This is a genomic window from Paenibacillus nasutitermitis (assembly GCF_014641075.1).
In the GTDB taxonomy this organism is placed as follows: Bacteria; Bacillota; Bacilli; order Paenibacillales; family Paenibacillaceae; genus Paenibacillus_Z; species Paenibacillus_Z nasutitermitis.
On record NZ_BMHP01000001.1, the window covers coordinates 1372936 to 1399725 of the forward strand.

At 51.2% G+C, this 26790-nt stretch carries 27 protein-coding genes; 24 read left to right on the forward strand and 3 right to left on the reverse strand.

Translation table 11 applies throughout. The features are described from left to right. Positions 1 to 51 precede the first annotated feature (51 nt). The 11 genes from IEY46_RS05845 (at position 52) to IEY46_RS05895 (ending at position 7201) form a co-directional block, all read left to right on the forward strand. Positions 52 to 828: a GNAT family N-acetyltransferase gene (locus IEY46_RS05845; RefSeq protein ID WP_188990012.1), complete on the forward strand. Its 777-nt coding sequence runs from the start codon at positions 52 to 54 to the stop codon at positions 826 to 828. Between the two features lie 48 nt (positions 829 to 876). Next, on the forward strand, positions 877 to 1587 hold the full coding sequence (locus IEY46_RS05850; RefSeq protein ID WP_188990013.1) for an HAD family hydrolase: 711 nt from the start codon (positions 877 to 879) through the stop codon (positions 1585 to 1587). A gap of 85 nt (positions 1588 to 1672) precedes the next feature. Beyond that, on the forward strand, positions 1673 to 2119 hold the full coding sequence (locus IEY46_RS05855; RefSeq protein WP_188990015.1) for a VanZ family protein: 447 nt from the start codon (positions 1673 to 1675) through the stop codon (positions 2117 to 2119). Next, positions 2112 to 2834, forward strand: coding sequence for a YjjG family noncanonical pyrimidine nucleotidase (locus IEY46_RS05860; protein ID WP_229750090.1), 723 nt, complete (start codon positions 2112 to 2114; stop codon positions 2832 to 2834). Before IEY46_RS05855 ends, IEY46_RS05860 begins: the two co-directional genes overlap by 8 nt. Then, a complete protein-coding gene (locus tag IEY46_RS05865) occupies positions 2810 to 3676 on the forward strand; it encodes an HAD family hydrolase (RefSeq protein WP_229750091.1) in 867 nt (288 codons plus the stop codon). Before IEY46_RS05860 ends, IEY46_RS05865 begins: the two co-directional genes overlap by 25 nt. A 68-nt stretch (positions 3677 to 3744) precedes the next feature. Then, on the forward strand, positions 3745 to 4539 hold the full coding sequence (hisA, locus tag IEY46_RS05870) for a phosphoribosylformimino-5-aminoimidazole carboxamide ribotide isomerase (RefSeq protein ID WP_188990019.1): 795 nt from the start codon (positions 3745 to 3747) through the stop codon (positions 4537 to 4539). Next, entirely contained in the window at positions 4536 to 5021 is a 486-nt protein-coding gene (locus IEY46_RS05875; protein WP_188990021.1) for an NUDIX domain-containing protein, read from the forward strand. The genes hisA and IEY46_RS05875 overlap by 4 nt, the downstream gene beginning before the upstream one ends. A 42-nt stretch (positions 5022 to 5063) precedes the next feature. Next, positions 5064 to 5309: a DUF2164 domain-containing protein gene (locus IEY46_RS05880; protein ID WP_188990023.1), complete on the forward strand. Its 246-nt coding sequence runs from the start codon at positions 5064 to 5066 to the stop codon at positions 5307 to 5309. Between the two features lie 92 nt (positions 5310 to 5401). Then, positions 5402 to 6166 (forward strand): class I SAM-dependent methyltransferase, encoded by a 765-nt coding sequence (locus IEY46_RS05885; protein ID WP_188990025.1) that lies wholly within the window; start codon positions 5402 to 5404, stop codon positions 6164 to 6166. Positions 6167 to 6198: 32 nt separating this feature from the next. After that, the gene (locus tag IEY46_RS05890; protein WP_188991723.1) at positions 6199 to 6501 is read left to right on the forward strand and encodes an antibiotic biosynthesis monooxygenase family protein; all 303 of its coding nucleotides are present in this window, start codon (positions 6199 to 6201) and stop codon (positions 6499 to 6501) included. A 16-nt stretch (positions 6502 to 6517) separates the two neighbouring features. Next, the gene (locus IEY46_RS05895) at positions 6518 to 7201 is read left to right on the forward strand and encodes an HAD family hydrolase (protein ID WP_229750092.1); all 684 of its coding nucleotides are present in this window, start codon (positions 6518 to 6520) and stop codon (positions 7199 to 7201) included. Between the two features lie 77 nt (positions 7202 to 7278). Here IEY46_RS05895 and IEY46_RS05900 read toward each other — a convergent pair whose 3' ends face one another. After that, on the reverse strand, positions 7279 to 8160 hold the full coding sequence (locus tag IEY46_RS05900) for a LysR family transcriptional regulator (RefSeq protein ID WP_188990027.1): 882 nt from the start codon (positions 8158 to 8160) through the stop codon (positions 7279 to 7281). Positions 8161 to 8436: 276 nt separating this feature from the next. Between IEY46_RS05900 and IEY46_RS05905 the strand changes: the two genes are divergently transcribed. From IEY46_RS05905 to IEY46_RS05950, 10 genes are all read left to right on the forward strand, one after another. After that, positions 8437 to 8979: an NADPH-dependent FMN reductase gene (locus IEY46_RS05905; RefSeq protein WP_188990029.1), complete on the forward strand. Its 543-nt coding sequence runs from the start codon at positions 8437 to 8439 to the stop codon at positions 8977 to 8979. 41 nt (positions 8980 to 9020) lie between these two features. Beyond that, complete coding sequence (locus IEY46_RS05910; protein ID WP_188990031.1) at positions 9021 to 9938, forward strand: NADP-dependent oxidoreductase; 918 nt, start codon at positions 9021 to 9023, stop codon at positions 9936 to 9938. A 234-nt stretch (positions 9939 to 10172) separates the two neighbouring features. Then, positions 10173 to 10664 (forward strand): GyrI-like domain-containing protein, encoded by a 492-nt coding sequence (locus IEY46_RS05915; RefSeq protein ID WP_188990032.1) that lies wholly within the window; start codon positions 10173 to 10175, stop codon positions 10662 to 10664. Positions 10665 to 10900: 236 nt separating this feature from the next. Continuing rightward, positions 10901 to 11338: a hypothetical protein gene (locus tag IEY46_RS05920; protein WP_188990034.1), complete on the forward strand. Its 438-nt coding sequence runs from the start codon at positions 10901 to 10903 to the stop codon at positions 11336 to 11338. Between the two features lie 12 nt (positions 11339 to 11350). After that, a complete protein-coding gene (locus tag IEY46_RS05925) occupies positions 11351 to 12154 on the forward strand; it encodes a PhzF family phenazine biosynthesis protein (RefSeq protein ID WP_188990036.1) in 804 nt (267 codons plus the stop codon). Between the two features lie 57 nt (positions 12155 to 12211). Continuing rightward, positions 12212 to 12940, forward strand: coding sequence for a metallophosphoesterase family protein (locus IEY46_RS05930; protein WP_229750093.1), 729 nt, complete (start codon positions 12212 to 12214; stop codon positions 12938 to 12940). A 116-nt stretch (positions 12941 to 13056) separates the two neighbouring features. Next, positions 13057 to 13389 carry a PadR family transcriptional regulator gene (locus IEY46_RS05935; protein ID WP_188990038.1) on the forward strand — a complete coding sequence of 111 codons (333 nt, stop codon included), beginning with the start codon at positions 13057 to 13059 and terminating at the stop codon, positions 13387 to 13389. Next, positions 13386 to 14717 carry an FtsW/RodA/SpoVE family cell cycle protein gene (locus tag IEY46_RS05940; RefSeq protein WP_188990040.1) on the forward strand — a complete coding sequence of 444 codons (1332 nt, stop codon included), beginning with the start codon at positions 13386 to 13388 and terminating at the stop codon, positions 14715 to 14717. Before IEY46_RS05935 ends, IEY46_RS05940 begins: the two co-directional genes overlap by 4 nt. A 524-nt stretch (positions 14718 to 15241) precedes the next feature. Continuing rightward, positions 15242 to 17239 (forward strand): copper amine oxidase N-terminal domain-containing protein, encoded by a 1998-nt coding sequence (locus tag IEY46_RS05945; RefSeq protein ID WP_188990042.1) that lies wholly within the window; start codon positions 15242 to 15244, stop codon positions 17237 to 17239. A gap of 54 nt (positions 17240 to 17293) precedes the next feature. Continuing rightward, a complete protein-coding gene (locus tag IEY46_RS05950; RefSeq protein WP_188990044.1) occupies positions 17294 to 17617 on the forward strand; it encodes a hypothetical protein in 324 nt (107 codons plus the stop codon). A gap of 229 nt (positions 17618 to 17846) precedes the next feature. Here the strand turns inward: IEY46_RS05950 and IEY46_RS05955 are convergent, their stop codons facing one another. Then, positions 17847 to 19097, reverse strand: coding sequence for a stalk domain-containing protein (locus IEY46_RS05955; RefSeq protein WP_188990046.1), 1251 nt, complete (start codon positions 19095 to 19097; stop codon positions 17847 to 17849). A 158-nt stretch (positions 19098 to 19255) separates the two neighbouring features. Then, complete coding sequence (locus tag IEY46_RS05960; RefSeq protein ID WP_188990048.1) at positions 19256 to 20455, reverse strand: GGDEF domain-containing protein; 1200 nt, start codon at positions 20453 to 20455, stop codon at positions 19256 to 19258. Between the two features lie 315 nt (positions 20456 to 20770). On the opposite strand from IEY46_RS05960, the gene IEY46_RS05965 reads away from it, so the two are divergent. The 3 genes from IEY46_RS05965 to IEY46_RS05975 are packed head-to-tail and all read left to right on the forward strand — an operon-like array spanning position 20771 to position 26777. After that, positions 20771 to 21913, forward strand: coding sequence for a glycosyltransferase family 4 protein (locus IEY46_RS05965; protein ID WP_188990050.1), 1143 nt, complete (start codon positions 20771 to 20773; stop codon positions 21911 to 21913). A 26-nt stretch (positions 21914 to 21939) separates the two neighbouring features. Then, positions 21940 to 23286, forward strand: a complete 1347-nt coding sequence (locus IEY46_RS05970) for a metallophosphoesterase family protein (RefSeq protein WP_188990052.1) — start codon at positions 21940 to 21942, stop codon at positions 23284 to 23286. Further along, positions 23283 to 26777: an AAA family ATPase gene (locus tag IEY46_RS05975; protein WP_188990054.1), complete on the forward strand. Its 3495-nt coding sequence runs from the start codon at positions 23283 to 23285 to the stop codon at positions 26775 to 26777. The genes IEY46_RS05970 and IEY46_RS05975 overlap by 4 nt, the downstream gene beginning before the upstream one ends. Positions 26778 to 26790 lie beyond the last annotated feature (13 nt).

Sequence of the window (26790 nt, forward strand, 5' to 3'; positions counted from 1 at the left end):
GGTGATTGTATATTTATACACAACAATACATTCACCAGGAGGCTGGATTAAATGTACAGAAATATTGAAGAGCTTGCACTAAACGGCTGGCCCGCTCTGCAGACGACGCTAATGGACGGTTGGCTTCTGCGTACAGCGGAAGGGTATACGAAACGTTCCAATTCCGTCAGTCCGCTTTATGGCGGAGGAGAGGATTCCACGGAAGTGATACGCAAACGGATCCGGGCGGCGGAGCAATTCTATAGAACTGCGGGACAAGATGCCATATTCAAAATCACGCCATTTGCCCAGCCTGAGATTCTTGACATGCTCCTTCAGGAGGATGGCTATGACAAAGTGGAGCCCTCCAGCGTGAGACTGCTGGATGCGGAGGCTTTCCCCGAACCGGGGAAGCTATGGCCAGAGTTTGAAATGCGGCTTGAAGAGGTGCTGAGCGATCGCTGGCTTCATAACATGGCAAATCTGAATCAACTGTCTGAACCAGCTTTGGAAACAACCCGCAAGCTTGTTGTGGGCTCCTTGCAGCGGAAGTGCTTCGCTACCTTGTCAGTGCAAGGGGAGCCGGCAGCATGCGGGCTCGCCGTATTGGAGCGGGGATATATAGGACTTTATGACATTGTGGTCCATCCTGCTCGCAGGTCTCGCGGTATTGGTCAGGAACTGATCACCCAGCTGCTTCAATGGGGAAAAGCAGTCGGCGCTGACGCTTGTTATTTGCAGGTTGTTCAGAGCAATACTCCGGCTAACCGTCTCTATGACAAGCTGGGTTTCAAAGAAATCTATTCCTACTGGTACCGGGTCAAACGAAGCGGGTCCAACGAGCTTTAATCGATCGGCTTATGCACATGACATTCGCAATTGACAAGGAGGATGAGGATGAACAATGATCTGAATATACGTTCAACTGTTGAACAGCTTGGTTTGAAGGCGGTTATTTTTGATTTGGACAACACCTTATTGAACCGGACGGCAACCTTCCGGCGATTTTCGGAAAAGCTGATGGATCATTATTTTCCGGATCTCTCACCCGCTGACCGGGAAATCCGGATTGAATTCATCCGAACAGCCGATCAGGATGGTTACAAGAACAAGCCGGTCCTGTTTGCGGAGCTGGCTGCGCATGAGCTTTTTCCCTGGAACCCGGCGCCTCAATCGCAAGAACTGCTTGCTTTCTACGAGCGTGAATATGTCAACAGCTCGGTCCTGATGGAGTCGGCTGTCGAACTGCTGACACACTGTCGCAGGAACTATAAGCTGGGTTTGATTACGAACGGTCAGACCCGAATTCAATACGGGAAAATGGATCTTCTTGCTATACGTGACCATTTCGACCATATTTCAGTTTCCGAAGAAGCCGGCGTGAAAAAGCCAGACCGGCGAATCTATGAGCTGTCGCTCTCCAAACTCGGTGTTCGCCCTGAAGAAGCCGTCTATATCGGCGATCATCCCGTCAATGATATTGAAGGTGCTGCCGCTGCTGGCATGCATACCCTGTGGATGCGGCAGAACCAGCCTTGGGCGGAGCATATTACAGCGAAGCCTCTGGCATCCGTGGGGACATTGCGCGAATTGATTGATATCTTCTAATAGAATCCCTCATAAACCTTTTTTTGAACACGCTAGATTCCTCGTACATATACAGGTTTTTATCAGGAGTTGATTCAATATAGTTATGAAGCTGTTTGTTGCCCTGATAACGCTGGCGTATACCGTTCTGCTGCTCTACTGGATGTTTATCGGATTTGGCCGCTCCCAGTATCAGGCTGGGGAATATCATTATAATCTGGTGCCGCTTACAACCATCAGAATGTATGTTCAATACGCGGACCATTTCAATGTCCGCAACTGGCTCGTTAACGTGGTCGGCAATGTGGCGGTGTTTGTTCCGTTTGGCGTTTGGCTGCCGTTTTTATTCCGCATCCGGTTCTTTCCTCTCCTTTTTCTTTTTGTTGTCGGACTTTTCGCCCTGGAATCTTTGCAGCTGCTCCTCCGCCGGGGTACCTTCGATGTCGATGATGTGCTGCTCAATACGATTGGTATTATAGCCGGCTATCTTCTGTATACAGCTGGCAGGAAGTTGGGACTGTTTGGACACAGGAGGCATGGGAAACATGTATAAAGCGATACTATTTGACCTCGACAATACCTTGCTGGATTATGATTTTAGCGAACAGGATTCCATGAAGAGAACGATTGAGCATCACCGTCAGGAACTTGCCGATTTCCAGTGGGATCTCTTCCGGAGCACTTTTGGTCCGATCAATTGGACCTATTGGATCGAAAGGGTACAGCGGAATTTGACCATCGGCGAAGTGCTGCATTATTCGTTCCGCGATACGCTGGAGCAGCTCGGTCATGACCACGCGATCTCCCCCCGGTTGGCTCAAACTTACTGGACGTTGTTCTGCTCTACCTGTCACCTTATGGAAGGTGCGGATGAATTGCTCGGCAAGCTGCATGGCAGCTACAGGATGGGCATAATCTCCAATGGAATCGGGGAGGCGCAGAGGGGCCGATTGAAGAAAGGGATGCTGGACCACTACTTCGACCATTTGTTTATTTCCGATGAAGTGGGTTTCTATAAGCCTCACCGGGAAATTTTTGACACAGCCGTACGTACGCTTGGCGTTGATCATTCGGAAGTGCTGTTTGTCGGCGACTCCCTGCAGGATGATTATCATGGCGCGGCGGGAGCAGGCATTGATTTCTGTTATTACAACCCGCTGGCGAAGCCGCTCGGACAATCGCACAGACCGGCTTATATGATTCACAGCTTGTCCGAGCTTATTCATATGGATACACATAATCAATGGATCAAGAGAACGGCTCCGTGATGGCGAATACCTTGTACGTGACGGATCTGGATGGGACGCTGCTGAATGAAGATCAGGAAATAAGCGAAGAAACCAGAGTCATTCTGAGTGAGCTGATCCAGCAGGGGATGCAGGTCACCTTCGCGACCGCCCGATCGATGGATTCGGCAGCCAGGCTGGTTGCGGGAATTGCGTTCCGATTGCCCATGATATTCTTTAACGGTGTGTTTATTTACGATCCGGCTAATCGCAGCTTGCTGCAATCCAACCTATTGTCCGCTGAAACTTCAAGGGAGATGGTATCCACCTTTGAATCCAGCGGACTTCACCCGCTTGTCTATACGATGGACAGCGAGGGCAGAGCTCATGTTTACTATAAGGGCATATTCAACCCAAGCGAGGAACGTTATATCACGAGCCGGCTGGAAACTGGCGATTCCAGGTTCAGACTGGTGAAGCATTATGAGGATGCGCTAGGCGAATCGGTCATTACTGTCATTGCCGTAGGCACGAAGCAGCAGCTTGACCCGAACCATGATATTTTGCACCGCCGGGACGAACTGATCTGTCATTACGGTCCGGATATTTATGCACCGGGCTACCATTGGCTTGAGATTGCCGACAGCAAGGCAAATAAGCGCGAAGCGGTTGAATTTGTTAAACGCAGCATCAGAGCGGAGCGCCTGGTGTGTTTTGGCGATAATTTGAATGATTTACCGATGTTTGCCGCCGCTGACGAGAAGTATGCGGTCGCAAACGCGCATGAGCGGGTCAAAACCGCTGCCACTGGCATCATTTTGTCCAATGCGGAGCATGGCGTTGCCCGCTATTTGCAATCCCTCTCGGGCAAGGGCAGCGCATAGTCTTCGAACGGATCATTATTTCTGCTACAATGATAGGAAAGACGAGAGAAAGCAGAGGGAGCGACATAATGAATTTCAGACCATGTATTGATTTGCATCACGGTAAAGTCAAACAGATCGTTGGCGAAACATTGGGAACCGACCAGCAACAGGTGGTGGAAAATTTCGTTTCTACTCATGATTCTGCTTATTATGCGGAGATGTTCAAACGCGACGGGCTCACAGGCGGACACGTTATTATGCTGGGCGGCGGCAACGAGCAGGCTGCACAGGAGGCGCTTCGGGCTTATCCCGGCGGGCTGCAGATTGGAGGCGGAATTACAGAGAATAATGCCGCCCGTTATCTGGAAGCGGGAGCGTCGCAGGTTATTGTTACCTCCTACATTTTCCCGGGTGGCAGGCTGGATATGAATCGCCTGCAGGGCATGGTGGCGGAAGTCGGCAAAGACAGACTGGTTATCGATCTAAGCTGCAAGCAACGTGACGGGCAGTGGTTCGTCGTAACCGACCAGTGGCGAACATTCAGTGACTTTGAGGTGAATGAAGCAAACCTCCGTGAGCTGGCAGGCAGCTGCAGCGAGTTTCTCGTTCATGCTGTGGATGTGGAAGGCAAACGAACCGGTATTCTGGAAAGTCTGGTCAAGCAGCTTGCGGAATGGGTCACACTCCCTACAACCTATGCGGGCGGAGCACGATCGCTTGCAGATCTGGAGCTGTTTCACCGGCTGACGGAGGGCCGTCTAGACATTACGATCGGCAGTGCGCTCGATATTTTTGGAGGCAATCTGTCTTATTCCGATGTTATCGCAACTTGCAAAGAACTGGGCAATGAAACTGCCAAAGCAAATAGAGGGAAAGCATGACCTATCATATTCGGGTCCGTCCGACAGCTCTTATAATCGAGCACGAAGCTGTTCTTCTCGTGGAATACGAGGATGAAGAAGGCGTTCATTATAATTTGCCAGGCGGTGGAGCAGAACCGGGAGAGACGGTCATTGAAGGCGTGCTCCGTGAATTACGGGAGGAGACGGGTGCGGAAGCGGACATAGGTCCGCTTGCTTTTGTGTACGAATGCGCTCCTCACAAGCAGTCCGGTGAATATCCGCCGGATACGCCGCATGCCTTGAATTTGATTTTTGAATGCACACTGAAGAAGGATTCCCATCCGATGATGCCTGACCGGCCGGATCCGAGCCAATCGGGCGTCCGGTGGATCCCGCTTGCGGAACTTGGTTCTGTGATGCTTTTTCCCAATATACGTGAACATATTATTCGATACGCCAGGCAACGCCATGCGGTTGAATTCATTGAAGACCATCAGCTGCCCCGTTACGGTAATTCGTAAACAATAAGAATGAATCTTTGGCACTGAAAAGGAGAATCCGTCATGATCCCTGTCAAATTGCCGCGCGAAGAAAAGGACGCCATAATTGAACAACTGGTGGATTTCTTCCGTGAGGAACGTTCGGAAGTGCTTGGCCATATCGGAGCGGAGCAGATTGTCGATTTCATGCTTCGGGAAATTGCCCCTTATGTTTACAACCGCGCGATTGAGGATGCGCGTAAGGTCGTATTGGAGAAAAGCTCTTCGATCGAAGAAGAATTATATGCTCTGGAACGAAGAACCCGGTAACGAAGCGGCTGGCAGCAGTCTGTCAGTCTGCCTCAACGAATCCGTGAGAGAATCGGAAATGCTGCATCAATAGAAGAAAAGGGGAATGATGGATGGATAGTAAAACAAGGTTTTCCGATCGAGTGGATGCTTATGTGAAATATCGGCCAGGGTACCCGAGCGAGGTTCTGGATTTCTTGTATGCAAAAGCCGGTTTTCGGCAGAATGGTGTAATTGCGGATATCGGCTCCGAAACCGGAATTTTCTCCCGCCTTCTACTGGAGCGGGGAAGCACCGTATATGGGATTGAACCGAATGAAGAGATGAGGCAGGCGTCCATCAGGCAGCTTGCCGGAAGTTCGCTTGAGGAGCGTTTCATTGCGATCGATGGTTCAGCAGAGCATACGACACTTGCGGATCATTCCATCGATTCAGCCGTTTCGGCGCAAGCCTTCCATTGGTTTGATATCGAGCAAGCCAAGGTAGAATTTGCGCGTATTATCAAGCCCGGCGGAATGGCTGCACTGGTCTGGAACAGGCGGAAGGTGGACAGCGATCCGTTTGCGGCCGCTTACGATAAGCTGCTCATGCGGTATGCCAGCGATTATGACAAGGTGAAGCATACCCGACTTGGGTCGGAGCAGTTCGCTTCTTTTTACCGCAATGGTGAATACGGCTTGGAGCTTTTTGCGAACAAACAACTTTTCAATCTGGAACAGCTGGAAGGGCGTACGGCTTCTTCTTCCTATACACCTTTGCCCGGTCATCCCGATCATGTCTTTTTCTATGAGCAGCTGAAACAGATATTCATTGATCACCAGCAAGGCGGACAAGTGGCTTTTCATTATCAGACTGAGGTTTATTATGGATTTGTGTAAGGAGCAGGCATTTGGAAGGAGCAATTGACGTTATGATACTGGAGACAGCCGTCTTGCATGTGAAGCCAGAGCTTGCTGATTCTTTTGCCGCGAGCTTCAGGAAAGCCTCGGCGATTATTTCTTCGATGACAGGCTATATCAGTCATGAGCTTCAGCGCTGTGTTGACGCAGATAAAGAATATCAATATCTGCTGCTGGTTAAATGGGAAACACTGGAGGACCATGTAGTGGGATTTCGAACTTCGCCGCAATATCTGGAATGGAAGCAGCTGCTTCACCATTACTACGATCCCTTTCCTGTGGTAGAACATTATGAGCGAATCCATCTGAATTAAAGGAGCGGCGCAGATAGTGAAAACCTTGTCCACTTATACCATTTGGCTGTTCGATCTCGACGGAACGCTCACAGATCCAAAGGAAGGGATCACGAAGTCAGTCCAATATGCATGTTCCAAATTCGATATTCCCGCGGACGATCCGCAAACGCTGGAGACCTTCATTGGACCTCCTCTGGCGCTTTCGTTTCGGGAGCAATTTGGATTCTCTGAGCAGGATACAAAACAGGCGATTGCCTATTACCGCGAATATTTTACCGACCGGGGTATCTTTGAGAACAACGTGTACCCCGGCATTACCGAGCTGCTAACCTCATTGACAAGTCAAAGGAAGCGGATAATGGTCGCGACCTCCAAGCCGCATTCGTTTGCCCAGAGGATTTTAAAGCATTTTGATTTAGAGCAGTATTTTGAACACATTCACGGCAGCGAGCTGGATGGAACCCGTTCGGACAAAGCCGAGCTCATCGCTTATATGATCCGTCAATATAATATTGATCCACTACAGACCGTCATGGTTGGCGACCGCAAGCATGACATGATTGGAGCTGTTCGCAACCAGGTTCTCGGAATCGGTGCGGGTTACGGTTACGGGAATGAGAAGGAGCTTATGGATGCCGGAGCCTCCTATTATGCGCCCACGGTAGATAGCTTAAGGGAGTTGTGTGATTTTTCCTCCGATTCACGCTTTATATCCTAGTTATCTCTCATCATTCACGATATGGTTGCCTGTCAAGACGCTGTCGAATTCCATATATGGCGCAACCACATGCCGTTTCAACCCGCCTCTGCTGATTCAGCAAAGTACCCGATGAGAAAGTCGCGAAACTTGCGCGCAGCAAGGGATAGGTACCGCTTCTCATGCCATACAATTTGGAAATTGCGCTGGCAAACGGGGAACTCAATATGCAGCAAGCGCAGCGGGGAGTTCGGGCCACCGCAATTTCCTACAAGTGCAACACCAAGCCCGGCCCGGACAAGATTTGCAATGCCGGCAGGTTCGTCGACACGGCAGACGAAGTTAGGAGTTAGCCCAGCTTCTTGAAATAACAAATCGTTCATTTTTTGAAAAGGAAAACCCTCCTTGTATCCGATAAACGGATCCTCCGCTAGCTCGCTCAAACGGATGCTCTTTCTCCCGGCAAACCGGTGTCCTTGGGGAACAGCCAAATAAATATCTTCCTTAAAGACGGATACCATACTAATGTCGGGCCGATCGATCGGCATCGCCGTAAAGCACATGTCGACCTCGCCCGTCTCCACCAAATGCGTCATTTCATCCATCGAAGTCTGTGTAATCCGAAAGTTGACTTTGGGATGAAGCGCGAGAAATTCGCCTAGCGCCTCCGATAACCGGTCCAGCGTCGATGTCGCGAGGTGGATGCTCCCTTGTTCAAATCCCGCCAGCTCGGACACTTCTTTCCTTCCTTCTTCTAATAGGGCGAGTGCCTTCTCGACTTTTTCCAGAAACGCCTTGCCGAACACATTAAGGTGAATCCGTCCTCTATGCCGGTCAAACAAAGGAACCCCTACGTCTTCCTCCAGTCTTGAAATCGTCTTGCTCAGTGCAGGCTGCGCGATGTGCAGCTCCTGGGCTGCCTTCGTCATGTGCTCCATCCGGGCTACCGTTCGAAAATACCTCAATTGCAGAAGCTCCATACCCATTTCCCTCCCATATACCCGAGTATATAACCATTATGGTTCAAGATATATTTTTGTTTATTTATATGTGATTGTAAAATAAAGCATGTAAGGAAAGCAATACGCTGTGTGTACAAAATATTACTTAGGGCAGAAAGGAGAGTCCACCGCTATGGAAGCTGCTGTCCTGCAATAAACGGGGTGAAGCTGGTTCGGATTCTGGCCAGCCTTCACGCTGGTCATTTCCGTCATGAGTGCAACGATACACATTATTAATTGATGGGAGAAATCAAAATGAAACCACAAAACATTGGCATTATTTTAGGGAGCACACGCCAAGGACGCGTAAGTCCGCAGGTAGGAAATTGGGTTAAAGAAATTGCCGATCGTCGCGGAGATGCGAATTATGAAATCGTGGATATCGCAGATTTTCAATTGCCTTTTTTCGGAGAAGGCACGGGTGAGGAGCCTGGATTATTCGCTTGGTCAGAAAAGCTTTCCAACTTGGACGGTTTCGTATTTATTGTCCAAGAATACAATCACAGTATTACAGGGGCATTAAAAAATGCACTCGATTCAGCACGGGACGAATGGAATAATAAGGCGGCCGGCATCGTTAGCTACGGTTCAGCGGGCGGAGCCCGCGCAGCCGAACATTTACGCGGTATCTTAGGAGAATTACTCGTAGCGGACGTTCGCGCACATCCAACGTTTTCGATGTTTACGGATTTTGAAAACTTCAAAACATTTAAGCCTGCCGATCTGCACGTTGATAAAATAAACCTGATGTTAGATCAACTTATCGCTTGGAGCGGCGCATTAAAAACGTTAAGGTAAACGACACAACAAATAGGAATAAACAGGGGGAGGATTATACAATGAGAGCAGCAGTATTTCGTTCGGTCGGCGGACCCGAGGTCATGGAGATTATGTCGTTGCCCGATCCACAGGCCGGTCCAGGGCAAGTCAGGGTCAAGGTGAAAACGGCAGGGGTACAGCATTACGATTGCAGCGTGCGGAGCGGCTGGACCCCGCAGGGCGTCACCATTGAGCTTCCGCAAATTCCGGGCAACGAGTTCGCGGGCATCATCGATCAAGTGGGCGAAGGTGTTACCGGCTTTCACGCAGGCAGCGAGGTGCTCGGTTTCGGGCTATTGAATTGTTACGCTGAATACGTGGTCGTAGGCGCTGACCAAATCGTAAGCAAGCCCGCCAGCATGACCTGGGAAGAGGCAGGCGGGCTGACCGGCAACGGCCAGGGCGCGTATATCGCCATGAAAGCGATTGGCGTTGGACCGGGTGATACGGTGCTGATCCATGGCGCGGCCGGATCGCTTGGCGCCTTTGCGGTACAGTTGGCTAAGGAGTGGGGGGCCAAGACGATCATCGGCACAGCCAGCGAGAGCAACCACGACTATTTGCGCTCGCTCGGGGCTATCCCGATTACGTACGGGGAGGGGCTTGTCGAACGAGTGAGGGCGCTGGCACCGAACGGCGTCGACGCCGCGTTCGATACGGCAGGGGCGGAAGCGGTGCGGGCCTCGGTCGAATTAGTGAAAGACAGGAACCGTATTTGTACCTTTGTCGCTTATGACCTGATCGAGGAGCTTGGTCTTCGCGTCATCCGTGGCGAACGTTTGGCAGCCCGCCTTGCAGAACTGGTTGAACTGCATTCAAAAGGTAAACTGCACATCCATATCCGGCAGACCTTCCCGCTGGATCGGGCCGACGATGCGCACCGGGCCATTGAAACGAGACACGGCCGCGGGAAGATCGTCCTCACCATCCAAGTCTAAATATACTTGAAGTAGTCCAAATGGAATATAGTTACCACCTTGAAGCGGAGAGTGTATCTCCGCTACTTGATGTGTGCAAATAATGCGGATTTAGCTGCACATTAATCCGAATGTCCAAATAAAATATACCCCATAAGAGCATGAACATGGTACACTGAAAAGGGTCATGTACATCCTAAAGCGCAGGCAGCAGGCCCTGATCTCTTCACCAATTTATGCGGGAGGTTATTCGCGATGGATAATTGTACAGTCGTTACAAAACCAGCGCTAAATCTGGTTGGTATCAGTTACTGCGGTCCGTACTCGACATTTCCTGATGAAGCCATTCTTTTGCAGAGCGAGTTTCTCTCAAGAAAACACGAATTAAATGGTGAGGTGAAGTCCACTGCGCTGTACAGTCCTTATTTCGGCAATGAGGTATTTGCAACCTATTGGGCGAGCTTCGAAACGGCGCACATGGAAGCAGTGCCAGACGGAATGGTGCAGTTTATCATTCCTGAGCATACTTATGCCATGGTCACATGCACAAACAAACGGATTGGCGAGGGCTACGAGCAGTTGTCCGCATGGATGAACGAGCAGCAGCTGAAGAAAAGGGAAAATGCCGTTTCTATAGAAATTTTTTATATTGACGAGCATCTGGAAGAGGAAGCCGTCGACCTCCTTGTACCCATTGAGGAACAAGAAGGACAGACTATACTCGAAGAGAGATTCGGAAATCAATAGAATCAACCAGAAGTGGGGATGATTGAAAGAACGGACGCGTTCTGCCAATCGCAATGACCCACTTTTTTGCTCTCGTTTTTCAGATAGAGATAACAGAATATTTTGAAAAACTGAGCCGGGAGGTAAAGCATTTGAACCACGCTGCCCGATTGGAATGGAAACAGAAAATAGATATAGGCGGAATCGATATGTATACAGCCATTGGAACTCATGCTTAACATCAAGAAAGGTCGTTCATGATAAATAAAAAACAGCTGTCGCTATATGACTTGTTCATTCGCGGAGCGGCAATGGGTCTTGCGGCAGGTATTGGCCTTGGATTGCTGCTGAAAGCCATGGAAGCAGCAACGGGCATGCTTGTATATACCCTGCTGCTGAATGTTGATTTTATTGCATTTCTGCCGGCAGAAATGCCGGAAGCTTTGGAGTTTGCTCTCCATCTGGCCGTTTCAGTACCGCTGGGAATTCTCTATCTCTGGTTGGTTCAGCGCCTGGGCATCCGCCTGTGGCCGGGGCTTGCGCTTGGACTGTTGACTGCCTGCCTGTGGGTTCCGCTCACGCTGGCTTCGAATAAGGTTCCGGCCATTGATGAAGGTCTGGCGCTGCTGTTATGGACGGGAGCGCATCTTGTTTATGGATGCTTGCTGGCCCTTTTTGCAGGGAAAAGATACTAACAGGAGGGACTTATGACGATATCCATACATATTATCGATGCATTCACGAACGTTAGATTCAAAGGGAACCCGGCTGCGGTCTGCTTGCCTGCTGCGGAGCTTTCAGAAAGACAGATGCAGCAAATCGCGGCTGAAATGAATCTGTCCGAAACCGCTTTTCTCCTGCCTTGCGATGATGGCAGCTACTCTCTGAGATGGTTTACGCCTCTGAGCGAAGTAGACTTATGTGGTCACGCTACATTGGCAAGCGCTCATTATCTTTGGGAGAACGGAAAGCTGGGCTTGCAGGAGCCTGCGCGTTTCCACACGCGCAGCGGATTGCTGGGTGCTGAACGCATCCGGGACGGGATCAGGATGGACTTCCCGTCGGAACCGGTTGTACAGACAGCGGCGCCTGAAGAGCTTATACATGCTTTGGGTTTGATTCCCCGGTATGTTGGCCGTAATCGGATGGATTATTTGGTTGAGGTCGACAGCGAGGAAACCGTCCGCTCGCTTCGCCCCGATTTTGCCCTGCTGGCCAGAGTCGATGCCCGTGGCATCATTGTGACGAGCAGGTCGCAGGATTACGCGAATAACGGTGTGGATTTTGTGTCACGCGCGTATTTCCCGTCGGTTGGGGTGAACGAAGACCCCGTTACAGGCTCTGCCCATTGCGCGCTTGCTCCTTACTGGCAGAAGAAGCTGCGCAAGGACGAGCTGCGCGGCTATCAGGCTTCGGATCGCGGAGGATATGTGCAGCTGCGGACTGTGGGTGAACGTGTGTTTATTACCGGGCAAGCCGTTACGGTGCTAAAGGGCATTATGGCGGAATAACCGGAACTTCAGGATCCGCGAATTGATGTTAAATCCCTGAAAGGCGGCTATCTCATCATGAAACGAAAATTGGTTATCAGTGATATCCATGGCTGTTATGACGCTTGGCTGCGGCTTCTGGAGTTGGTGGATTATGATAAAGAAAGAGATCAGTTATTGATACTGGGCGATTACGTGGATCGTGGTCCTAATAGCCGCGAGGTGCTTGAGCATCTGATTTATTTGCGCGATGTGCATGGAGCGGTTGTACTGCGCGGCAATCACGACCAGCGCCTGATTGATCTTGTCCAGCATGCGGATGAAAAGGTGATCGGCAAGTTTCTGGACCATGGCGGAGCAGCAACTGCCAGGAGTTATCTCAATTTATCGGCGAATGGCGAAGATGATGTGACAGCTCAGACCATCAAAGAAATGATAAGCGTCATACGGAACGAACATGCGCATCATATTGCTTTTCTGAACAGCCTCCCATACTATGCCGAGGACAGCCATCACATCTATGTGCATGCAGGACTGAACCCGGATTACCCGGATTGGAAGAAACAGCCGCTGCAGGATTTTTTAACGATCAAGGAGCCGTTTATTAGCCAGCCGACAGTTGCCTTGAAGACAGTTGTGTTCGGACATACCCAAGCAAAGGCCATTCATGGGAGCCCGGATGTCTGGTTCGGCGAGGGAAAGATCGGCATTGACGGGTTTGTGCTTTCGGAATGCAGCTTAATCTGCTCGAAATTGATTGGAAGGGTCGATACCGGACCTATAAAACGGGCTTTCACATTTAAGTGAAGGCCCGTTTTTATTTTTTTGGGGGGATGGGAGAGTTGTATATTTCCAACAAGCTAGATATAATACCTATTATATCTATGCATAGATAATCTAGGTATAGGGGGCAAGGATGATGGATGAAAATTAATAAAGAGTTATTGAAGGGCAGCACTGTAATTATGATTCTGACTATGCTTAACCGCAATCCTATGTACGGCTACGAGATGATTAAGGAAATGGAGCGGCAGTCCGGTGGGATTTTCAGTTTGAAAGAAGGGACGTTGTATCCGATTCTTCATTCATTGGAAGCGGAAGACTGGGTAGAGGCATACTGGAGCGAGCATGATGGACGCAGAAGGAAATATTACCGGATTACCGATAAGGGGGGCGGGCAGCTGCAAGACAAAAAACAGGAATGGATTGTTTTTCGTACTGCATTGGATCGTATGATCGGGGAGGGAGGAGTATGATCACCATTCATTCCCATCCACAGGTACAGAAGTTTCTGCAGGCGGTATGCCAGGAGATAAAGGCGGTTGAGCTCCACAAGGAGATCAGAGAAGAACTAACGATACATATAGCGGACAGGGTGGAAGACTTGCTTCAGCAGGGGGAAGATGAAGCGCATGCTGTTGAGCTGGCTGTCGAGGCCATGGGTTCTCCTAGAACAATCGGCCGGGACATGCACCGCATACATCGGCCGATCATGGATTGGGGATTGGCTAGTCTGCTGGTTCTGGTCATCGGGATGGGGTTATTCGCGATCTATGCGATTCAAGTTTCGGATTTTCCTTATACACGTAATGAGCGTTTATTTGAAAAAAAGCTGATCTTCACTTTTTTTGGTTGTCTGGGACTCATAGGGTTGTGGTTTTTTGATTACCGGAGGCTGATGCGGTATTCTAATCTTTTGTTTGTTGCTGCTTTGCTGGTGATGTTCGCAGGCAATGTATTCCGCTCTACTATTAACGGAAGTGCCTATATGCATGTATTTGGTATGCCCATTGATGTGATGACCATCGGTGCCTTCATGCTTGTTCTTGCGCTTCCGGGGATGAAGCTCCCGAAATATTGGACAACCGGAGAAACAGTCATTCGATGTGTATATTTATTGGGGGTTCCCCTCGTTATTTATTGGGCAGCACATAGTTTTTCATCGGTTTTTTTATATCTTGGCGCAGCGACTGGTTTTTTATGGTTTAATCGGCGCTCCGTGCATCAATTTCTCGGCATCATCGGAATGTTCAGCATGGCTGCTTTCGCTATCGTATTGTCCTTCAAGACACAGTTTGCTTATACGATGCTGCGATTAACGTCGTTTCTTTCGGAAGATCAGCACGCAAGCTACCTAACCTCTCTATCTTTAAAGGTTATTCGTTCGGCAGGCTGGTGGGGCCACGGGTTCGCTGCTTCGGATCTTAATCTTCCTTTTCAGTACAGCAATACGATGTTCATTTATATCATCTACAGCTTCGGTTGGGCAGGCGGTCTGGTGATAGGTGCCATCTCGGTTTTATTTATTGCCAGGATTGCCGCACTCGCCCGAGAGGTCCGGGATGATTATGGCAGGCGGTTAATTGTGTTGTTATTGATCGTGATGGGGATTCAATTTGTTCTGCCTATGCTTATGGGAGTAGGACTTGCTCCATATATCAGTATAACATTGCCATTCCTAAGCTATGGCAATACGCTGCTGCTGCTTCACTTTGGTGCAATTGGTCTGATTTTGACCGTCTATAAAAGGAAGAATATGATCAGAAGCTCGAACGGCTGGATGCCTCGAAAGTTTGACATATGATACATTCAGGAAAATAGAGCTGCAATACGGATACCTCTCATTGAAGAAACCTAGATTAATTAGGTACAATGTGAGGTTTCTTTGTGTGCGCACACCTTTCGGTTGACAGTCAGTTACGAGCGCGATGAGACTTAACAGAGCGAATGCTTAAACGATGTCAAAATTTTTGAAGAATTAGTCACAGCATTCTGGTGTACTTTAGCTTCCCAAACCCCTCGTACGAAGAAGGTCCCAATCACGATTTTGGTCGGGCTTCTTAGGAGATCGTGAAAAAACTTCAGATTATATGCTCGAACAACAGGAATATGATATTCGGAGTTTCAGATGGTCTTCAGTTACTAAGTTTCGAATAATGAGAGGGTAAAACGTTTGATTCCATAAAGAAATTGAATTCGAAAAAAATTTGCCAATATTTCGCAACTATTCCAAGTAGTGTGTCGTCTTATTTGTCAATGTACTCAAAATGGACTGTCGGCAGACAGCCTTTCGCGTTGGGGGCAAAAATAGAGCAGGGGAGATATTGTATGAAAATTTCAAAATGGTTGCTGGCTTTGTCGTTCTTATTGTTGCCTTTTACTTACGCAGGATCGAGCATCACTTCGGCAGAAGGACTGGGGGCTATGGAATCTCCTTCCGTTAAGGAAAAGTTGGTCTTGGTAATGGGGGGCGCCAAGATGATCCATAACGACGTAACTTACCAATCCGCTCAGCCTGTAACCAGCAACGATGGCAGAACCTATATCCCGTTTAGTTCCATAGCAGCACGTTACGGCTATAGCATTACTTACGATGCATTGAAGAAGGAATCCATTGCGAAAAGCGCTCAACATGAACTCGTCTTCAAAGCCGGTAGCGGTTTCGCCATTCGGGATGGTGTAAAGACCAAGCTGGCCGGCATTCCATATATTTCGAAAGGCTACTTGATGGTACCGCTTCGTTCTTGGGGCGAGATGGCCGACAGCACAATCGCGGTCGTCGGCAAGCAGATTACGCTGAAATGGTCGATAGCGGTCATGCCGCAAAAACCAATGGCAGATTTCGAAGTTCAGCCCGCTGAGATTTATGCAGGACAAACGGTGGTCACATACGTGGATCACGCTACGAATACGACCGGTCTGCCTTTCGTGGAGGAACGTTGGGACGGACGAATGGATATGTTCCTTATGCCGGGCATCTACACGGTCACGAGAGAAGTGGAAGACAGCAACGGTGTCTGGAGTGATCCGTACTCCGTCACCGTGACGGTGAAAGCACCAAACCAGCCTCCGGTAGCGGACTTTGCTACTGACAAGACGCATTACCGAATTGGCGAAACCGTCCATTACAAAGATATCAGTACCGATGACGAGAACGCTATCGTCCGCCATACGTTTACGGGCAACGACAACGCATTCTTTGAGCCAGGCGACAAAATCGTCACGCTGGTAGTTGAAGATAAGCACGGGCTGACATCCACCATAGTGAAGACGATTACGGTCATGAATGAAGTTCTCTATACGCGAGATGAGTATGACCGCCTTTTCACAGCGGCTGGCGATATCTATACGATTGACGGTCAAGCTGTGAGGAGCTTTCCGGCGTATAAATACAAGATCATATCGGAATCAGCCCAAATGGTTCGCAGCAACAGTCCGGAAACGCTGGTTCAAGAAGGAATTGAATACTATGCTCAAATGACCGGTAAAGTAAGGTTCATGTTCCATAATGTCAACAAGATCGGCTACCCCGTCACCATTCATCTGTTAGCGACCAATATGGGGAATTCCACCGTAAATTATAACAAAAGTACAATGGGCATGGGCGGGCCAACACCATCACCTGAGTTGGCAGGCAAATTATCCACCTCCCGCTATCTGACCTCGCTGGTAAGCGATCCTGCAGAGGAATGGTCGGCGATCCGTCCAGGCGAGACGAAGGAAATTCTTCCCGAGATTGCGAAGTCACCGTTAAAGCCGGGGGATTCATTTAGCTCTTATGTCGATGTTTACTCCGATAAGGAGCTGCTATATAACATTGTCGTTGTTGCTGCGGGCAAGGATGCGGTGACCGAGCTGCCTAACCTTCAAGTTATGCCGCGGGATGGCAAACATGTCAGGGGTACATTCTACAAGGCGGACCGCTCTATCGATATTGAAGATCAGCTCGGCATTACGCAGCAACTTATCCAGATCGGCGAGAAGACAGTCGATACGATTCTGGACGGTATTGACGAGACGACGGGGCAGCTGGAGTATAACCTCGGGAACTACGGCGTGCTGTACCGCATGCATCTGTCACGTGTCGCGCCACGCACACTAATCTCGTTAAATGCAAGAGGCGGTTTATATACAGGAGCTTTCCTTGTCAATGGACAGCTCGTAACAGTCGCGAACAACCAAGCGCTGAGAAGCAGTGACCAGGCTGCCGTGCTATATCGAACGGGAGATAGCGAGGAGTCTGTTGACATCGTCTTCACCATCGCATCGGGAAGCAACCTGCCCGTCGCGATGACATTCACACCGCTGCCGCCGCTTCGCCTGTAATGAGGCAATCAGAAACAAATAAAACAGGAGAGCGTTGAAAGAAGGAGATGCTTGATGAGGAAGTACGCTTTTCCGAAACCCGGAATTAATCATACAATTCAAAAGATCATGATTTATGAAACGAAAAATAATGGAGTGTTTCTGTATCTATATCTATCACAAAAAGATATACCCTCGCATAATGATTTATGGTTTGAGTATATGCAAGATGCCGAGAAATTTAGCAAGGCATATTTTCACACTAATGAAGGCGGCTGGGTTATGATTGACGATCCCCATGAAGGCTGCCAAGACGATCTAATAAGACCCATTCGGCGGTGCAAAGATAATTCTTATAAATTGCATGAGGATGGTGTTTGGAAAGATATCGAGTTCTAATAGATAACTTTCAAATCATACATTACGGAATAGAGTTGACATTGTGTATATCATCCTGTAAAACAACCTGTGCATGATAGTTTAACGGAGTTACAGTATGATACTTTATGATCACTGAACAATTGGAGCGGAAACCAGACGTAACGATGACAAAAGGACTGATTGGGGGTTTTACATCCCCAATCAGTCCTTTTTGGTTTTTTTTTATTCCACGCCTCTGGGAGGGCATCTATTTGAAAATAAGGGATTGCTGCATTCGTTGCATAACGGGTTCGCCAATAATCCCGATCCGCCAGAAGGCGACACCTTTCAGATCATAACGTTTGGCCAAGCCGATTTTGGCATTGACGGTGTCGGGATTCTCGCTGTCCAGGGAAATGCCCAGAACAAGCTTGTTCTTTGGCACCTGTTTGAGTGCCATGACAATAGCCTCATCCACCTTTTTCATCGGCTCGGGACCTTTCGTATACGTATAATCATAGGCCATGATCACGATCTGATCGGCGTAAGCCGCAAGCTTCTTGTAATCATACCCTTTGTAAGAGCTATTCAGCGGATGTAAGGCCAGCGTCAGTTTCAAATTCCTGGGGGTTGCTTTCTCGTCCAGAAGACGTACAAATTCAGTAAAGGAATGCTGCACCTTGGCGGCATCACCCGTTAATCCAAGACCTTCAAAATCAAGCGTAATTCCTTCGAACTGCTTCTCCGCAGCCAATTCAACGATACTGTCGATTGTGCTGGCTCGCAAAGTGGAATCTTCAAGAATTTTCGTCAGCTCACCTTTGCCGTCTGTCGAGACGACCATCAGCTCTGGCGAGGTGCCGATTGCCGAAGCCGAGGTAATGATGGACTCCGGCGTTGTTTCTCCTGCAGAAGGCGGCCAGTAAAAGTCCTTGCCCTGCAAAGTCAACTGACCTCCTGCATCGATGCGCGCCCAGCCAAACGAGACGGAATCCAATTGGTTGATAAATCGTCGCTCATCATAGGATGAAATGGCATAAAAGCCCAGAGTGTACAGGTCCTCTTTTGGGGAGGTGATCGCAACCGTGCGGGTTTTGGCGTCCCAGCTTACAGTCGCTCCGAATTGGCTGCTGAAGAAACTGAGCGGTACAAGGACAGATCCGCCGTGGGAAAGAGGGGCAACCGTAAGTGGTTGGGATTTCCCGTTTACGGTCGCGGTTTTGCTCTTCATGCGCAGGATGATGGTTTGGTTTACGCCGTCTATGGATTTGGTAGCCACGATGCTTTGGGTCTTGGCCTGCCACTCGACCGAAATCTGCATAGCTTCGGCAATGGCGCGGAAAGGAACCATCGTAGTGCCTTGAATGACGATAGGGTCTGCCGGGAAAGGCAGTGGATAGCTGTCGAGAAGAATAGACGGCGGTACCGAAGCGGCTTCCGCTTTAGAGGATGATCCATAGCCGGAGAGAAGCAGGAAGGAAGAGCAAAGAATAAGGGCGATCTTTCTGGACTTACGCATCAATGTGTTCGCTCCTGTCTAATTCTAGTAATCTCTTAATTATAACAGGACGATTTCATAGAACAAAGTAAATGGGAAAAGCCGGAACCTAAAGAATTATTTAAAATCCCCCCAAAAAAGAGGCTCCCACATGAGTAAATGGATCTCTGCCTGGATGCTCAGGCACGAAGATTTTGTTTGGTTCCATCCTCGGATGAGCGGTTTCTCGAACGTTTCATGGAGGAATGAAGCGTAACTTTATTTTTGCCTGTGGTTTTGGACCGGTACATAGCTTCGTCAGCCAGCTTCACAACTTCTTCAGCCGAGATGCCGCTGCGTGAGCAGCTCACGCCAATACTGACTGTAACGATGCTTTCTTGTTCCACCCGGCTGCGGATGACTTCCGCGACATTCTCAGGCTTAACACCGGCAGCCGCGACGAGACCAAGCAACTCCTCGCCTCCGTACCGGCCGGCCAACCCGATTCCAGCTGTCTCCTCCCTGATAATATCCGCGACCTGCTTGAGCACAATATCGGCACGATGATGGCCTTCTGTATCATTTAGCATTTTGAAGTTGTCGATATCGCAAAAAATAATGGCGATCCGTATATTCTCACCCATCAATTGCGCCGCTTTTTTGTTGAAATGCCTCCGGTTGTACAAGCTGGTCAACCCATCCGTAATGGAGGATTGAAAGGTCGTGAACAGTCTCTCCAGCACCCAGTCGAACAGCAGCAGGAACAGCAGACCATAATAAACAACCGGCAGTAGTTGGGAGAGTATGACAAGCAACGGCTCGCTGCCATGAAACACATAGCTGTCGGCCAGATCGGATAACTGATACATGAAATAAACGATCAGACTGGCAGAGTAGCTAAACCGCCGGTCGATCCCCTGCAAATTAAGCAATATGATAAAGTTGATGACCAGGCCGTAGAAATTCAGTGCGAGCAGGGACAATTCGGACCCGTAGGAATGATTAAACATTTGCGGCTCCAGCGCGACCTGTAGGGCTGCAACCGCGAACAGACCGATAATCAACAGAAGAAAGGGCATGCCCTTTAATCGCGTTGAAGGCTGCGTGTACAATTTCATGAATACAAAGTTTATAATAATAAAAGCCAGATAGCCCGTAATGGCATAAGACAACTTCAAATAAGGCGAGTGCGATAATCCGGGAAAAGCGAGACTGACAAGCGCTCCTTGCTGTAGAATAACAATAGAAAGCACCACAATGAGCATGCGGTGAGTGGTATTCCGGCGATAGCTTTTATACAGGCGGACCGACATGAACAGCGTCAGAACAAGAATGGTCAAAACGCAAGCGGAAGCGAAAGTTTGTCCGGCAGGTCCGGCAAGCCACTGTAAAATGATCATGTTATTACCACCTAGCGAAGTTGATATGACCCTTTATGCTTCCTGTGGAAAATTTGCCGGGCAGATAACTTTACAGAAACATATGTTCTAGTATATCATGTTTTTTATTGGCCGAGAAGAGTAGTGATCGACACTTGCGAAGCTGCGTTTTCCTCACGGGAAACGCCAAAAGCATAAGCTTACGAAGCCGCGTTTCCCTCACGGGAAACGCCAAAAGTATATGCTTACGAAGCCGCGTTTCCCTCACGGGAAACGCCAAAAGTATATGCTTACGAAGCCGCGTTTTCCTCACGGAAAACGCCTTAGGAGGACAAAATGAACATATTACAAGCTTTGTTTTTTCCGCCGGACCAACCTGGCGGGGTGTCCTCGATGGTACCTTATATTCAAGAGCGTTTCAACAAAATGGGCTGGCAGATGGAGCTTTTCTCCATTCCCAAACGGGTGAGAAGCAAAGGCCAGGATGCTGTCCGTTTCGATACATTTGATATTCGCCGTTATGAAGGAAATCCGATCATCGATAAATATATCCAGACGTACAGGGACTATTTATGGTGGACGCGGATGCGGATTACGAAATCCTATGATCTCATCCATGCGCATCATCCTATAGCGGCGCTTGCGATGAAGGAGCTTTACCCGGAAATGCCGCTCATCATGACCATTCATTCCAGTTATGAAAGGGAACTGATCCTGAATGGAAAAATCAGGGAAGGCGGACTGGAGCATCAATTTCTGACCTCGATTTATAGCGAGCTGGAAGCCAAGGCGGACCGGATTCTGACGGTATCCGAGTCTTTCCGCACTTATGTCAGTCCTTATATCAAGAATCCTGATGCCATTAAAGTGATCCCGAACGGATTCGATGAGAAGCGGTTTCGGCCGATTTCTCATGAGAACGAGGTGGTGCAGCTGATTACGGTTTGCCGTCTGGTTCCGGCTAAAGGTCTGGATATTCTGCTTCATGCCTGTGCGGGGCTGAAAGCAAAGGGGCATGCCTTTGTGCTTCATATTATAGGCGACGGTCCGATCCGGCCTGAGCTGGAGATGTTGGCACAGCGTCTGAATTTGTACGATGACATCATTTTTTACGGATATATGCTCCATCCTGAAGAGTTTATGCCGTTCTTCGATGTTTTTGTTCTCCCATCGCGCGCCGAGGCTTTTGGATCGGTATTTGCAGAGGCTGCTCTTTGCTGGCTGGCGCTAGTGGGCACCAATGTAGGCGGAATTGCGGAACAAATCGATGACGGCGTCAATGGCCTGCTTGTTCCACCGGAAGATCCTGACGCTTTGTGCGATGCACTGGAAAAAATGATCAGCGACCCCAGCTTCCGCTACAATCTGGCGCGTGCCGCCTGGAATAAGGCGAAGAAGGTTTATTCGCTCCAGCGCGTCATCTCGCAGCTTAAGGCGGTCTATCTGGAGGTCCATCCGGAAACCGAAGCTACGCCATAACCGAAGCCAGGAGGTATTAAAACAAAATGAGCGTCCCGTTCCGTTTTATTCACGCGGCCGATCTGCATGTGGACAGTCCTTTCCAGGGTCTTCCGGACGCTCCTGCTTATGTGCGGGACACCCTGACGGATTCCACCTTTCAAGCCGTGCAGCGGCTGGTGGAAACCGCTATCATGGCTGAGGTTGATTTTGTCGTGATTGCCGGCGATCTCTATGATGGAGCAGACCGCTCTCTCCGCGCTCAGCTCGCGCTGCAAAAGCAGTGGCAGCAGCTGCACACCCATGGTGTGCAGCTATTTGTCATCCACGGTAACCATGATCATCTGGGAGGCAGCAGAGCGAATTTAACCTTGCCCGAAACCGTGACGGTATTCGGCTCCAAACAGATGGAATATGCACCGGCTTACCGGAAAGACGGAGGACTGGCGGCTTACGTCTACGGAAGGTCCTATGGTGACCGCGCCGTAACGGAGAATATAGCCCGCAGCTATCGTCCGCTTCCGGACGGGCCGTATCATATTGCTCTGCTCCACGGTAATGTGGACGGAAATCCGGCTTATGATCCGTATGCGCCATGTTCGCTTCCGGAGCTCGCCTCCGCCGGGTTTGACTACTGGGCACTGGGGCATATTCATACCCGCGCCGTATTGCACCGCTACCCCCATGTCGTATATGCGGGAAACACCCAAGGAAGGCATGCGAGAGAAACCGGCGCTAAAGGTTGTTATATCGTCAACGTAAATGCTGCCAAGGAAACGGAGCTGACGTTTGTTCCTCTCGATGCCGTACGATTTGGACAGTTTGAAATGTCCATTGAAGGCATAGAGCATGAGCAGGCTCTTCTGGATTCGCTGGAGCTTAAGCTTTCGGGCGTGCTGGCTGAAAATGGGAATCGGCCGCTTGTCGTCAGGCTGCGGCTGACAGGCAGAGGAACATTGCATCATAAGCTGACGGATGCTGTATTTGCGGCAGAGCTGCTGGATGGACTGCGCCAGCGCATGGAACATACAAGCGAAAGATGGCAGCCTGGAGATCCGCCGTGGTGCTGGGTGACGGCGCTGGAGACAGCGACGGGCGCAGCGCTCGATCTGGAAGCCGCTGCCGAGGAAGACAGCTTTGCCGGCGAACTGCTGCGCGGGGTTTTTGCGATGGAAACGGATGGAGCGAGACGTTTGGATCTGATGGAGGAATCGCTTGCGCCGCTGCTGGCCAACGCCCGTATGCGCAAGCTGGTACGGACCCGGATGGAGGAGCATTCGCTTGACTGGCTTCTGCAAGCTAAGGAGCTTGCTGCGGGATTATTGATGGAGGAGAGCGAAGTTGCTTCTCCGGCTGTAGCGAAGGGAAAGAGCGAAGGAGGGGACGCGACTTGAAATGGATCGGTCTGCATGTGGAAGGTTTTGGCAAGCTTGGCGATTTCCGCTGCAGCTTCGACGCTCCGGTGACGGTCATTTATGGGCCAAATGAAGCTGGGAAAAGTACCATGCTGGCGTTTATCCGTTCGATGCTTTACGGATTTGCGACCAGGAAGAATCCCGCTGAAAGGCTGGAACCGACAGCTGGTGGGCGTCATGGCGGAAGGCTCCAGTTCCAGGACTCATCCGGTCAGTCATACATACTGGAACGATTCGCCAAAACGATCGGCGGAAAGCTGTCTGTTCGTCCATTTGGCAATCCGTCGGCAGGATCGGATATAGAACGGATATACCCGGGAAATTCAGCGGGATCAGAGCTGCCGGAGCTTTCGCAAGGGATGTGGGAGCAGATGTTTCTTGGCGGGGTAAACGAGCGGATCTACCGTCAGCTGTTTGCCGTTACGCTCACCGAACTTCAGGCCATCGGCATGCTGGAAGGCGATGAGCTGGGCAAGCAGCTTTATCATGCGGGCTGGGGCGGCGGCTCCGCGATTGCAAGCACAGAGAAGCTGCTCAGCGGGCAATTGGACGGCTTATTCCGCCCACGGGGCAGCAATCAGCAAATCAATCGTCTATTGAAGGAACTGGATGCGGCGGAGACGCAGCTCCGTCGTCTGGAGGATGGGATCAACTCCTATAATGAGATGGCGGACGGACTGGCGGCTTCGGAACGGCAGCTTCAAGAGCTGGAGCAGCGCCTGCCCGCCTTGCGCAGCCAGGCGGCGCTGCTGAACAGAGCTCTGAAAAACAGGTCATTATGGATTGCCCGAACTGCTCTTGTCCGTGAGCTGGGGGAACTCGCTGCTACTAAAGTGCTGCCCTCGGATATCCGCAGAAGATGGGAGCTATGGACCGTGGAATATGACCGTTCATCGGCTGGTCTGCGCAGTGTCCGCCAGCAGGCAGATGAAATCGGCCGTGAGCTGGACGGTCTGACTTACGATGAACATTTAATTGAGGCTGTCGATGAGATCGAAACTCTTCTGCTTTCGGTGGAAAGAATGAGTGCTTTAGGCGTGGAACGCAGGGAAGCGGAAGCGGAGCTGCGCGAGCATAGCGAGGCGCTTGCCCGGCTGTTGACCCGGATCTCACCGGATTGGACCGAGCAGCATCTGGGCCGTTTCCGGATTGCCGTAGCCGACCGGGAGAGAGTGAGGGAGGCGAGAGCCGCGATGTCCGAAGCGGCGAAAGCCAGCAACCATTCGGAGGCCGAGCTGCGCTCCACGCGTGAGCAGATTCGCGAGGTGCAGGCGCAGCTGGCCGAGATCGATGATGCGGCGGGTGCTGGAAGCTCCCGGCTGAGCGAAGCGATGTCCGGGACGGGCAGCGGCGGACTGCTTGATGCGGAGACAGGTGCAGTGGGCGTAGACAGCCGGAACAGGGAAGCGGCTGCTGAGCCTTTCGCGGGAACCGGCGGGCTGTATCTGCTGCCGGCTACGCCTGAAGCGCTTCGTCATGCTGCGCGGACGTTCGAAGACGCGTGGCGGGAGCTGGAGCTCTCGCAGCTGCGCGCCGGGCAAGCGCAGCAAGGCGATAGTGGCGCAGGCGCTGCCGGTCGCAGCGGCAGCGCGGCGCTGTGGTCCGCGGCGCTGGCGCTGGCTGCAGCAGCGGCGCTGCTCTTCGCGGCCGGCTGGCCCACGGCCGCTGCAGCAGCAGGCGCTGCCGCGCTGGCCGTCGCGGCATTCGCGCTGCTGCGCCAGCGCGAAGCGCGGCAGGCCGCGGCTGCCCGCGCAGGCCGCGGCCTGCCGCGGCCTGCGGCGGGGCACGCGCCTTCGGCGGCTGCGGCCCAGCTCGCCGCGGCGGAGCAGGCCCTTGCGGCGGCGCTGCGCGGGCTCGTCAGCGAGCCGGAGGCGGTGCTGTCCGCGCTGCTTGCTGGCGGCGAAGCCCCTTCCGCACGGGGCGGCGCAGCGCACACTCCCGCGCCTGCAGCAGGCGCGGACAAGCCCCATGCCGCATCGCGCGCATACCGCCAGGAAGCAGCCGCTGGCATAGCGGACAGCGGCAGCGGAGAAGCGGATCGGCTGCAGCACACGCACGCGCACGCAGCCTCCCTTACGCTGCTGGAGCAGCTTCGAACGGCGATTGACGCCCGCCTTGACCGGTTGCGCGCAAGCCAGCACAGCGCGCAGCGCAGAGGAGAATTGCAGCGACGCCTATCGCGGCTTGCCGCTCTGGAAGCAGAGCAGCGGCAGCAAAGCGTCAATGCAGCGGGACATGCCCGTACCCTGGAAGGCGAGTGGCAGGAATGGCTCGCCTCGCAGACACTTCCGATTACACTGTCCCCAGAGGCTGCTATGGAAATATTTGATTTGGCAGAGCAGGCCGCGCTCCGGCAGCAAGCTCGCAGCCGAATTATACAGAAAACCATAGGGATGGAGGCGCAGCTGTCGGAATTTGAGGCAGCCGTAAAGTCGCTCGGGACCAGATTCCCAGCCGTCAGCAGAGGCTTTGGCGCAGCAGATTCCGGGCTTTCTCTGAGACTGCTGCACAGCGAAGCCGCCCGGCATAAGGCGGCGAGTGCCCGCGAACTGGAGGTAAAGGCGGAGCTTGCGAGGCTCCGCCAGCAGGAACATGAATTGCAAGAGACATTGAACCGCCTCAGTGATGAACGGCGTGACTGGTTTTCCGCCGTATCGGTGGACAATGAGCCTGATTTTGTAGAGGCGGTAAGCCGTTCCGAGCGCCGCCGCGAAATTGAGCCGGAACTATACAGGCTGGAAGCGGAATTGGATGCGGGATTATCCCCGGATGAGAAGAAACAGCTTGAACTGTGGTACAAGTCCGTGGACGGAGCCCGGCTGGAGGAAATGGCCCAGGAAACGCAAACCGCAGCAGCGGAAGGGGAAAAACGGCGTAACGAGCTGATGGAAACCATTGGTCGCCAGCGGCAGACGATGGAGCAGCTTGAGCGGGGGAGCGACAGGGCCAAACTGGTTGCCCAGCGGGAAGAAACGGCTGCAATTCTTGTTCAGCTGGTGGACCGTTATGCAGTGGCGGCGGCGGGACTGACACTGGTCCGCCGCACGAAGAGACTGATGGAGGAGCAGCGGCAGCCCGCTGTCCTCAAGGAAGCTTCGCGTTATATGGCAAGAATGTCGAAGGGGAGGTATAAGCGGATTCTGGTTCCCGAAGGGGAGCAGACCATCCGCCTTGAGACGCCGGACGGCCAGATTGTGGACAGTATCTATCTGAGTCGTGGAACGGCAGAGCAGCTATATTTGAGCATGCGGTTCGCGCTTGCTGACGAAGCGGCAGCAGCGGTGGAGATGCCGATGATTCTGGACGATCTTTTTGTTAATTTTGATGGATCCCGGCTGGAAGCGGCTATTGATCTTGTCGGGGAGCTTGCAGGACGCAGACAAATTATTCTGCTAACCTGCCATGATCACATCCGTGACAGGATCATGGAAAGGCTGGAGCACGCCAGACTGGTTCAATTGAGTTCCTAGTACGCGGCAATCC